Source organism: Actinoplanes sp. NPDC004185 (assembly GCF_053603475.1).
In genome coordinates this window covers 1-11,100 of the sequence record NZ_JBSGFR010000096.1, presented here as the reverse complement: position 1 = coordinate 11,100, position 11,100 = coordinate 1, and the positions used below count along the sequence as shown (strand labels likewise).

Annotated in this window: 10 protein-coding genes; 8 read left to right on the top strand and 2 right to left on the bottom strand. The window is 73.4% G+C overall.

From position 1 onward, the window contains the following. The 8 genes from ACWEOZ_RS43540 to ACWEOZ_RS43505 form a co-directional block, all read left to right on the top strand. Positions 1–1,141, top strand: a 1,141-nt coding sequence (locus tag ACWEOZ_RS43540) for an amidohydrolase (RefSeq protein WP_451916540.1), incomplete at its 5' end; no start/stop codon positions are given. Position 1,142: 1 nt separating this feature from the next. After that, a complete protein-coding gene (gene kamD, locus ACWEOZ_RS43535; RefSeq protein WP_451916539.1) occupies positions 1,143–2,696 on the top strand; it encodes a lysine 5,6-aminomutase subunit alpha in 1,554 nt (517 codons plus the stop codon). Next, a complete protein-coding gene (gene kamE / locus ACWEOZ_RS43530; protein ID WP_451916538.1) occupies positions 2,693–3,427 on the top strand; it encodes a lysine 5,6-aminomutase subunit beta in 735 nt (244 codons plus the stop codon). The genes kamD and kamE overlap by 4 nt, the downstream gene beginning before the upstream one ends. Continuing rightward, positions 3,424–3,789 (top strand): 3-aminobutyryl-CoA ammonia lyase, encoded by a 366-nt coding sequence (gene kal, locus ACWEOZ_RS43525; RefSeq protein WP_451916537.1) that lies wholly within the window; start codon positions 3,424–3,426, stop codon positions 3,787–3,789. The genes kamE and kal overlap by 4 nt, the downstream gene beginning before the upstream one ends. A 26-nt stretch (positions 3,790–3,815) precedes the next feature. After that, on the top strand, positions 3,816–5,081 hold the full coding sequence (locus tag ACWEOZ_RS43520) for a glutamate mutase L (protein ID WP_451916542.1): 1,266 nt from the start codon (positions 3,816–3,818) through the stop codon (positions 5,079–5,081). Positions 5,082–5,674: 593 nt separating this feature from the next. Beyond that, positions 5,675–7,294, top strand: a complete 1,620-nt coding sequence (gene lnt, locus ACWEOZ_RS43515) for an apolipoprotein N-acyltransferase (protein ID WP_451916541.1) — start codon at positions 5,675–5,677, stop codon at positions 7,292–7,294. Then, positions 7,291–8,100 carry a polyprenol monophosphomannose synthase gene (locus ACWEOZ_RS43510; protein WP_451916536.1) on the top strand — a complete coding sequence of 270 codons (810 nt, stop codon included), beginning with the start codon at positions 7,291–7,293 and terminating at the stop codon, positions 8,098–8,100. The genes lnt and ACWEOZ_RS43510 overlap by 4 nt, the downstream gene beginning before the upstream one ends. A gap of 61 nt (positions 8,101–8,161) precedes the next feature. Beyond that, positions 8,162–8,695 carry an FxsA family protein gene (locus tag ACWEOZ_RS43505; protein ID WP_451916535.1) on the top strand — a complete coding sequence of 178 codons (534 nt, stop codon included), beginning with the start codon at positions 8,162–8,164 and terminating at the stop codon, positions 8,693–8,695. Positions 8,696–8,761: 66 nt separating this feature from the next. Here ACWEOZ_RS43505 and ACWEOZ_RS43500 read toward each other — a convergent pair whose 3' ends face one another. Further along, positions 8,762–9,100, bottom strand: a complete 339-nt coding sequence (locus ACWEOZ_RS43500; RefSeq protein WP_015622005.1) for an RNA polymerase-binding protein RbpA — start codon at positions 9,098–9,100, stop codon at positions 8,762–8,764. A gap of 211 nt (positions 9,101–9,311) precedes the next feature. Then, positions 9,312–10,727 carry a serine/threonine protein kinase gene (locus tag ACWEOZ_RS43495; RefSeq protein ID WP_451916534.1) on the bottom strand — a complete coding sequence of 472 codons (1,416 nt, stop codon included), beginning with the start codon at positions 10,725–10,727 and terminating at the stop codon, positions 9,312–9,314. Between the last annotated feature and the right edge of the window lie 373 nt (positions 10,728–11,100).

The window sequence follows — 11,100 nt, the reverse complement described above, 5'->3', positions numbered from 1 at the left end:
GGGCGGGGGGGGGGTCTGGGGGGGGGGGGGGGGGGGTGGGGGGGGGGGGCCGCCCCCGGGCGGCGGGGGGGCCGGGGCCCCCCCCGCGTCGGGCTGGGTGCGGGAGCAGGCGCATCACGCGGTGCGCGCGGTGGCGCTGGGTTCGCTGACGGCGGCGCAGCGGACGGCGGCGCAGACCTCGGCGTTGCGGCTCGCGGCGTCGCGGGGGGTGGCGGCGGTGCACGAGTGCGCGGGCCCGGGCACGTCCAGCGAGGCGGATTTCGCGTCGGTGCTGGCGTTGTCGGGTGCGGGGCTGCCGCAGGTGTTCGGCTACTGGGGTGAGCTCGGCGGGGCGGCGCGGGCCAAGGAGCTGGGTGCGGTCGGTGCGGCCGGTGACCTGTACGCCGACGGGGCGCTGGGGTCGCGGACGGCGTCGGTGCGTGAGCCGTACCGCGACGGTGACGGTGGTTGTGGTGAGGCGTTCGTGTCGGCGGAGCAGGCCGGTGCGCATCTGCTGGAGTGCATCGAGCTGGGCGTGCAGGGCGGTTTCCACGCCATCGGGGACGCGGCGATCGAGGCGGTGCTGGACGGGTTCGCGATCGCGGCGCGGCGGGTGGGGGTGGACCGGTTGCGGGAGGGCCGGCACCGCATCGAGCACGTGGAGCTGATCGACAAGGCGATGATCGCCCGGATGGTGGAGTTCGGGGTGGTGGCCAGCGTGCAGCCGGTGTTCGACGCGTTGTGGGGTGGCCCGGACCGGATGTACGCCCAGCGCCTCGGCGTGGAGCGGGCGATGGCGACGAATCCGATCGGGGCGATGTACGCGGTCGGGGTGTCGCTGGCGTTCGGGTCGGATTCGCCGGTGACGGCGCTGGATCCGTGGGCGGCGGTGGTGGCCGCGGCGGCGCCGCGGAACCCGGCGTACCGGATGAGTGTGCGGTCGGCGTTCGGGGTGAGCACCCGGGGCGGCTGGCGGGCGGCCGGGGTGGACGACGCGGGGGTGCTGACGCCGGGCCGGTCGGCGACGTTCGCGGTGTGGGAGACCCCGGCCGGGGTGGACGGAGGCCTGCCGGTGCTGTTGCCCGGCGTGGACGGGGTGGTGCCGGCGCGGCCGGTGTGCCGGCGCACGGTGCTGCACGGCGAGACGATCTTCGAGGAGTGACGTGAACAAGCTGGGGCTGGATCCGCACGTGGTGCGGCGGGCCAGGGAGCTCGCCGCGCGGGCGGGGCAGCCGGTCGTGGACCTGGCGCGCTCGCACACGACGGTGTCGGTGGAGCGGGCGGTGCTGCGCCTGGCCGGGGTGTCGGGGGCGGATTCCGACGGCATTCCGTGGGTGAACCGGCTGGTCGACGCGGTCCGCGCCGATGTGGGTCTGGGCCGGGGGGTGGCGTTGCCGGTGTTCCATGCCCTGGCCACCCAGGGCGTGGAGGATGTCACGGTGCTGGCGCAGAAGGCCGCGGCGGGGGCGGTGACTTTCGCCGTACCGGAGAAGAAGGCCGAGGTCAACGCGGCCCGGCGGGCCGCGCGGCGGGCGACCGGCGCGGGTCTGAAGGTCGTGGACCGGCGCCGGGCCGAGCGGGACCGGCTGATCAAGCGGTACGGCGATCCGCAGCAGCGGCCGTGGATCTATCTGATCGTGGCGACCGGCGACATCTACGAGGACATCCCGCAGGCGCAGGCGGCGGCGCGGGCCGGCGCGGACGTGATCGCGGTGATCCGGTCGACGGGGCAGTCGCTGCTGGACTATGTGCCCGAGGGGGCGACCCGGGAGGGTTTCGCGGGCACCTATGCGACGCAGGAGAACTTCCGGCTGATGCGGGCGGCTCTGGACGAGACGTCGAAGGAGCTGGGCCGGTACGTGCGGCTGACGAACTACGCGTCGGGGTTGTGCATGCCGGAGATCGCGGCGCTGGCCGGGCTGGAGCGCCTGGACATGATGCTCAACGACTCGATGTACGGGATCCTGTTCCGTGACATCAACCCGATCCGCACGTTCGTGGATCAGCGGTTCTCGCGGCAGGTGCACGCCCGGGCCGGGATCATCATCAACACCGGTGAGGACAACTACCTGACCACGGCCGACGCGGTCGAGGCGGCGCACACGGTGACGGTGTCGCAGCTGCTCAACGAGTTCTTCGCGCACGAGGCGGGGCTGGCGGACTGGCAGCTGGGGCTGGGGCACGCGTTCGAGATCAACCCGGAGCTGCCGGAGTCGTTCCGGCTGGAGCTGGCGCACGCGTTGCTGGCGCGGGAGTTGTTCCCGGACGCGCCGCTGAAGTGGATGCCGCCGACCAAGCACATGACCGGTGATGTGTTCCGGGGCAACCTGCTTGACGGTTTCTTCAACCTGGTCGGCGCGCTGACCGGGCAGGGGATCCTGCTGGTGGGGATGATGACCGAGGCGGTGGTGACGCCGTGGCTGTCCGACCGGGACATCGCGCTGCAGAACGTGCGGTACGTGCTGAACGGGGCCGGGAACCTGCACGAGGATTTCGTGCCGGCGCCGGGCGGTTTCATCCAGTCGCGGGCGCACGCGGTGCTCGGCGAGGCGATCGAGCTTCTCGAGCGGATCGTCGACGACACGATGCTGACGGCGATCGCCGACGGCACGTTCGGGATCATGAAGCGGCCGGCGGACCGCGGCAAGGGCCTGGACGGGGTCGCCAAGCACGAGGACGGCTACTACAACCCCGTGACGGAGGCTCTCGAATCATGAGCATCGTGCGGCCCTACGGGGACACCACCGGGGACGGGATGGTGCAGTTGTCGTTCACGCTGCCGGTCCCGCACGACAAGCGGGCCGAGGGCGCCGCGGTGCAGCTGGCCAACAAGATGGGCATGGACCCGGCGTTGCTGGTGCACGCCAAGCCGATGGGGGACGAGTTCACGTTCTTCGTGGTCTACGGGCGGGTGAGTCATCTCGTCGACACCGACAAGGTGCAGGTCGTCGAGCGGGACTTCCCGTTGCTGAGCGCCAAGGAGGTGAACGCGGTGATCAAGCGCAAACTGCGGCGGCGGCTGAACGTGGTCGGCGCGTGCATCGGCACCGACGCGCACACGGTGGGCATCGACGCGATCCTCAACGTCAAGGGCATCGCGGGGGAGAAGGGCCTGGAGTACTACCGGGAGCTGGCGGTGACGAACATGGGTGCGCAGGTGTCGGTGCCGGAGCTGGTCGAGGAGGCCCGGGCCCGCAAGGCCGACGCGGTGCTGGTGTCGCAGGTGGTGACCCAGCGCGACGCGCACCTGCAGAACACGCGGGCGATGACGGCGGCGTTCCGGGAGGCGATGCCGGCCGGCAAGCGGCCGTTGCTGATCGTGGGCGGGCCCCGGTTCGACGAGCTGATGGCCGGCGAGCTGGGCGTGGACCGGATCTTCGGCCGGGGTACGACACCGCGCGAGGTCGCCTCGTACCTCGTGCACGCACTCGTGGGGAGCCACTCTTGATCACCGTCACGCATCGCCGGTACGTGCCGTACGCGCACGCCCACTACGCGGGGAACCTGGTCGACGGGGCGTACTCGCTGGGGTTGTTCGGCGATGTCGCCACCGAGGTGTGCATCCGGCTCGACGGCGACGAGGGGCTGTTCGCGTCGTACTCCGACGTGCAGTTCACCGCGCCCGTGCAGGCCGGTGACGTGCTGGAGGTGACCGCCACGGTGACCCGGATGGGCACCCGGTCGCGGACCATCGACTTCCGGTCGGTGGTGGTGTGCCGGGGCACGGGCGGATCGGCGGCGGCGGTGCTGGCCGAGCCGATCGTCGCGGTGACCGCCACGGGCACGGTGGTCGTGCCGGCTCGGGCATGACCGACCGCACCGAGGAAGACTCGGCGATGACCTTCGCGTTCTGTGTCGACGTCGGGTCGACGTACACGAAAGCCTGTCTGGTCGATCTCGGCGACGGGCGGCTGGTGCGGCGCGCGGAGGTGCCGACGACGGCCGGCTCCGATGTGCTGACCGGTCTCGACGCCGCCGTCGCCGCGCTGGGCGGCGACGGCGAGCTGTTCGTGTGCTCGTCGGCCGGCGGCGGCCTGCGCCTGGCCGTGATCGGGTACGAGTCGCTGGTCACCGCCGAGGCCGGGCACCGGGTCGGGTTGTCCGCGGGCGCGCAGGTCGTGCACGTGGCGGCGGGCCGGCTCGACGGGCAGGCGGTGGCGGCGCTGCGCGCGGCCCGTCCGGATGTGATCCTTCTGGTCGGTGGCACCGACGGCGGAGACGGTGAGGTGCTGCTGCACAACGCGGGCCGGCTGGGCACGTCGCGGCTGCGGGTGCCGGTGGTGCTGGCCGGCAACGCCGACGTGCGCGAGCAGGCCGCCGCGGTGCTGACCGGACGCGGGATCCCGGTGACCGTCACGGGCAACGTGCTGCCCCGCATCGGGGTGCTGGATCCGGGCCCGGCGCGGCTGGCGATCCGGCAGGTGTTCCTGCGGCACGTCATCGGCGGCAAGCGGCTGTCGCGGGGCCCGCGGTTCGCGTCGCTGGTGCGTGCGGCGACCCCGGACGCGGTGCTGGCCGGCGTGGAACTGCTGGCCGACCGCAGCGGCGCCGGGGTGCTGGTCGTCGACGTCGGTGGCGCCACCACCGACGTGTACTCGGCGCTGGTGCCGGACGCGGAGGCCGAGACCGGCCCGCGGCGTGACGTGGCCGGGACGTTGTGGCGGTCCCGCACGGTCGAGGGTGACCTGGGCGTCGGGGTCGGGGCGAGCGGGGTGGTCGCGGCCGCGGCGGCGGAGAAGCTGCCGGCGCCGGACATCACCGGCGGGCCGCCGTACGACGTGGGGACCGACCGGCAGCTGGCGGCGACCGCGGCGATGATCGCCCTGCGGCGTCACGCCCGGGGCTCCTCGGCCGGGCCGGGGCAGCCGCGGACCGGGGGCCGGGATCTGCGGGACGTGCGGCTGGTCGTGGGCTCCGGCGGAGTGCTGCGCCACGGCGGCGGCGACGCGGTCCTGGACGCGGTGCTGGGGGACACCGCCGGTGGCTGGCTGGCGCCGGCGGGTGCCCGTCGGGTCGTCGACAGCCGGTACGTGCTGGCCGCGGCGGGGCTGCTCGCCGCTTCGCACCCGCGGGCCGCCGCCGGTCTTGTTGACGCGCTGTAGTCCTGCGGGTGAACGGCCGGGACACGCCCGGGAAATGCGACACGCCCGGACACGGGGACACCGGTTGACAGACGGCCGGGGGTGCGACGTACCGTCTTCAAGTCCTACTCCGGGAAGCGGCTGTTGTTCGCTTCGTTCCTTCGCCCACTGGCCACGCCCGCACCCGTTCCTGGATGCCCGCGTACGCCAGGTCCAGGGGGTGGGGGTCGGCGGGGCGGCGCGGACCGGCCGCGCTGTTCCGGTGTCGGTCAGGGCGACACGTGGCCAGTAGACAACGGCACGTCGGGGGCAGCCAGCCCGCGCCGCGCCGGTCCGAAGGTCACGCGCCGTCGTGCCGCACCGGACCCGGACGGATCTCAAGGTGCAATCGGGGCGCGGCCTGCGGGCCGCGCCCCGACGTATACCCAGGCCTGGGTAATCCGGCGTGCCGGACCTGGTCGCCGGATGGTGACCGCCTGGCTGCCCGGGCTCGGCTGCCCGGTCCGGCTTCATCGGGCCGGCCGCTCAGACCCGGCCGAACGGGCAGGTCCGGGCGGGTAGCGTGTGCGACGGATTCGTGACCACCGACAGGTAGCCTTCCGCGGGTGGATTTATTGACGCTTCAGCCAACGCCCGCGCCGGCGCCGGACCCGGTCGTGCCGGCCGCGCCCCGGCCGCTGCGCCTGTGGGTGTCCGTGCTGCTCGCGCTGGCCGCCGGGGCCGCCCTGCTGGTCTCCTTCCCGCCTTACGGGCTGTGGTGGCTGGCGCCGGTGGCGGTGGCGGTGCTGGCCGCGGCGACGCACCGGCGCCGGCTGCGCGGCGGCGCCGGGATCGGCATGATCGCCGGGCTGGTGTTCTTCGTGCCGCTACTGGACTGGACGCACCTGGCCGCGGGCTGGCTGCCGTGGATGCTGCTGTCGTTCGCCCAGGCCGGCTACCTGGCGCTGCTCGGGATGGCCGGGGCGTGGCTGTCGCCGTTGCACGACCGGCTGCGCGTGTTGTGGCCGCTGACCGCCGGGCTGCTGTGGGTCGCGCAGGAGGCGCTGCGTGACCGGGCCCCGTTCGGCGGGTTCCCGTGGGGGCGGCTGGCGTTCAGCCAGGCCGAGGCTCCGTCGGTGCGCCTGGCTGTGCTCGGTGGCGCCCCGCTGGTGACCTTCGCGGTCGGGGTTGCCGGTGGCGCCCTGGTCGCGCTGGCCTGGCGGCGCTGGGGCCGGCCGCGCACCTGGCTGCCGGCGGCCGGATTCGCCGCCGTCGCCGCCGCGATGATCGCCGGGCCGGCGCTGGTGCCGGTGGCCGAGCCCGCCGCGACCACCCGCACGGTCGCGATCGTGCAGGGCAACGTGCCCCGGCTCGGGCTGGACTTCAACGCCCAGCGCGCGGCGGTGCTGCTCAACCACGTCCGCGCGACCGAGAAACTCGCCGAGGAGGTCCGCGCCGGCCGGCAGCGGCAGCCGGAGCTGGTGATCTGGCCGGAGAACGCCAGCGACATCGACCCGCTGCGCAACCCCGACGCGGCCCAGCAGATCGCCGGGGCGGCCACCGCCATCGGCGTGCCGATCCTGCTCGGGGCGGTGCTGCGCGGCGACGTCGAGGGCGAGATCCGCAACGCCGGCATCCTGTGGCAGCCGGTCACCGGCCCCGACCTGGACCAGGTGTACATCAAGCGGCACCCGGTGCCGTTCGCCGAGTACATGCCGCTGCGCCCGATCGCGCGGGTCGTCAGCGACAAGGTCGACCTGGTGAAGAACATGGTCGCCGGCAGCACCCCGGGCGTCGTCCGGACCCCGGCGGCGACCGTCGGCGACGTGATCTGCTTCGAGGTCGCCTACGACTCGGTCGTGCGGGACACCGTCACCGGCGGGGCGCAGATCCTGGCCGTGCAGACCAACAACGCCACCTTCAACGAGGCCGAGGCCCGCCAGCAGCTGGCCATGGTGCAGCTGCGCGCCGTCGAGCACGGGCGGGAGGCGCTGATGGTGTCGACGGTGGGAGTGTCCGCTTTTGTCGGCACGGCCGGTCAGGTGTACTCGTCCACCGGGTTCAACGTTGCGGGTGTGGTCCTGCGTGACATGCGGGTGGACGGACCGCGTACGCTGGCGACTCGTTTGGGGCATTGGCCGGAGCTGGCGGCCGTCGCCCTGGCCGTGCTCGCCCTCGTGGCGGCAGCGCCCTTGCGGCGGCGCCGCCGCGACGACCGGGCGGCGGCCGCAGAGTCGACGACGGAGGAACGGTGAGCGACGCGAACCCGACAGTCTCGGGCGCGGAAGGATACCCGGGGGTCGGACGTGTCCTCGTGGTCATCCCGACCTACAACGAGGCGGACAACGTCCGGCTGATCACGCGGCGGGTCCGCGAGGCCGTGCCGAGCGTCGACATCCTCATCGCCGACGACAACTCACCCGACGGCACCGGCGACATCGCCGATGAGATCTCCGCCGCCGACGACCACATCTTCGTGCTGCACCGCGCGGGCAAGGAAGGCCTCGGCGCCGCCTACGTCGCCGGGTTCGCCTGGGCCAAGAACAAAGGCTACGACGCGGTCGTCGAGATGGACGCCGACGGCTCGCACGCCCCCGAGGAGCTGCACAAGCTGCTCGACGTGCTGCGCGACACCGACGCTGTGCTCGGCACCCGCTACATCCCCGGCGGCAGCGTGCACAACTGGCCGCTGCACCGGCTGTTGCTCTCCCGCGGCGGCAACATCTACATCCGGATGGCGCTGGGCATGCCGTTCAAGGACGCCACCGGCGGCTATCGGGCGTACCGGATGGCCGTGCTCGACGCGATCGACGTCGCGGCGGTGGCCTCGACCGGCTACTCGTTCCAGGTGGAGCTGGCCTGGCGCACCTACCGGCACGGTTTCCGGATGGCCGAGGTGCCGATCACGTTCACCGAACGCGAACACGGCGTCAGCAAGATGAGCGGCAACATCTTCAAGGAACAGCTGCTCAGGGTCACCGTGTGGGGGGTGTCGGCCCGTAAGGACGCCGTCCTGGCCAAGCTCGGGCGCAAGCCGCGGCAGGGTTCGACCTGGCCGTGACCGGGCACGGGCGTGTCATGCTTGCCGTGGGCGTCGAGGCGACGCCGGAAGGTTGGGGATGATGCGCCGAAGTCTGGCTCTGCTCCCGCTGGGGCTGCTCCTGCTCGCGGTGGCGGAGATATCCGTGTTCGTGGCCGTGGTGCACGCGCTCGGCGCGTTCTGGGCCCTGCTGATCATCGCCGCGTCGAGCGTGGCCGGGCTGGTGCTGCTGCGCCGCGAGGGCATCCGCGGCTGGCGCGGCTTCCGGGCCGCCGCCGAGGCCGGCCGCCCGCCGGGCCCGCAGGTGAGCAACTCCCTGGTCGGTCTGCTCGGCGCGCTGCTGCTGGCCGTGCCCGGTTTCATCTCCGCGGTCGCCGGGCTGCTGCTGGTCGTGCCGCCCGGGCGGCTCCTGGCCCGCCGCGGTGTGGAACGCGCCACCGAGCGGCGGGTGCCGGCGTCGGTCGCCGGTGACCTGTTCGGCCCCCGCCACGTGCGGGTGCGCCAGTCCGCCCCGGTCGACGAGCCGGCGCCGGATGCCTCGTCCGGTCCCGCGTCGTTCGGGCCGCCCGGGCAGATCGTGTCGGGCGAGGTCGTCGAGGGCGAGATCGTCCGCTAGCCCGGGTCCACGACAAAATCGCCGTCCCGCTGGTGTGCGGGACGGCGATGACGTTGCTACCTGCGGTCAGCGCCCCCGACGGGTGCGGACCTCCTGAAGCCGTTCGTTGAGGATGTCCTCCAGCTCCGAGATCGACCGGCGCTCGAGCAGCATGTCCCAGTGGGTACGCGGCGGCTTCGCCTTCTTCTGCTCCGGCTCGTTGCCGTCGACCAGTCGTGCGACGCTGCCGTCGAACTTGCACTCCCAGGTGATCGGCACCTCGGCGTCGACGGCGAACGGCACCTCGAACTGGTGACCCTTCACGCACAGGTACTCGCGGGTCTGCCGGGGCGCCAGCTCCGTGTTGCGGTCGGACTCGTAGCTGACTGCGCCTAGACGGCTGCCGCGCAGCATGCGTTCGCCCATGATCGGCTTTCCCCTCGCTCGTGGTGCTGCTTCCGTTGGTGTAACGAAAGGGGCGGTCGCGAGATTCCTGCCGCGACCGCCGTATGTCGACGGTGTTAACGCTTCGAGCCTAACCGCCCGGGTCCCCTATCGGCCGACTCAGCCCCGTCCTGAAGTGGACCTTGGTCCACTTTACGCGACTTTGCGAGATCTACGGATAGCGCGATGTCGGTCACCGTGCCTGCGGGACGGCCGGTTCAGCGGCTCCGCTGCCCGATCCGCCGGCCGGCGTCTGTGCCGGGACGGCCCGGCCCGGACCGAGTGACGCCAGCGCCGAGGCCAGGTCACTGACCTGCGCCGACAGCTGAGCCACCCGGGTGTGCGCGGCGTCCGCGTCACCGCGGGCCGCGGCGAGCGCCGCCCGCTCCTCACCCACGGTACGCCGCAGCGCCTCGACTTCGCGCGCGGCACGCTCGGCGTTCTCCCGCTCCCGGCCGGCCTCGGCCCGCGCGGCGGTGACATCGCGCACTGCCTGCTGCGCCTCGGCCCGGGCAGCGTCCAGCTCACGCCCGAGGGCCTCAGCCCGCTCGCCGGCTGCCGCGGCCTGCTCCCGCGCGGCGGCGAGATCACGGGTCAGCGTCTGCACGTCGGCCCGTGCAGCCTCCACCTCCTGGCGGGCGCCTTCCAGCTCGCGCGCTCTCGCTTCGCTCTCCCGGCGGGCGTCGTCCAGCTGGCGGGACTTCGCCTCGCTCTCTTGGCGAGCGCCTTCCAGTTCACGGGACCTCGCCTCGTTTTCCCGGCGGGCGTCATCGAGCTCGCGGGACTTCGCCTCTCTTTCCCTGCGGGCGTCGTCGAGATCCTGCCGGACAGCCGTGGCCTCAGCCCGCGCCCGGTCCCGTTCCGTCTCCGCCTGCTCCCGCAGCGCGACAGCAGCGCTGGCAGCAGCCTGCGCCTCGTCCCGCCCCGCAACGGCCAGCCGGGCGTCCTGCGCGGCAGCCTCGGCCAGACGCCGGGCATGCTGCGCCGCCTGCTGGGCGTCATCGCGCTCGGCCCGCGCGACAGCAGCCTCCTGCGCAGCCGCCCCGGCGGCCTCGGCCGCCCGATCGGCATCGCGGCGAGCGTCGTCGCGTTCGGTGTGCGCAGCGGCGATCTGCCGGGACGTCTCCGCCCGTACCTCGGCCACCTGCCGCTCCACCCCGGCCGGCGACATCTCGGCGTGCAGCGCCTCGCTGAGCGTGCCGACAAGCTGATCGAGACGGTCGACGGCCTCCCACGTGCGGGCCACCTGACCGGCGAGCCCGGGCGAGGACCGGTGCCGCATCCGCACGTTGCGCGAGGCCCGCTGGCACTCGCCGTCGTTGTCCCGGCAGTAGCGGAACGGACGACCGGCGGCAGCCCGCTGCGGAACCGGCCGCCCACAATGGGCACACGGGCGGGTCTCGGGCACCGGATCGCCGGCGTGGACACCACCGGCGTCGGCCGGGCCCGGATCGGCGAACCCGCGCCCGTTCCCGTCGCCGGTGGACTCGTGCCCGGCCGTCACAGCCCAGGCGGTCCCCGCTCGGCCGGCCAGGGAACGAGCCTCCGGCGGCCGGGCCGTCCCCGCACCGGTCACCGCCGGCTCGGCAGCCCGTGGCTGGGCAGTCATCGGGTCACTCGTCACGGAAGCGTCGTCATCCACCATCGCGAACCGACCCTAACGCCACCCACCGACAACTTCCCGCAACCGCGCCGCGGCATGGGTCGTTGCGCATCGCCCTGGCCCTTCCTTGTGCGCCACCGATCAAGCCCGCTCCGAGCCGCAGCGTGCGGTCCGCCGGGACGATGGCGGCGGGTTCGTGAACGGGCTCGGGGCCGATCGCCACCAGGGCGAGAGCGACCGGCGCCGCCGCGGGCCCGTCCAGACCCGACGCGCCTGCAGCACGGCCTAGGTCGCGTTTCGTAATGTCGGGCGCTGGCTGAGGTTGCGGCGTGGCGGTGATCGATAGACGAAGAGGTCTCCGGTAAGTGGTTCAGCGACC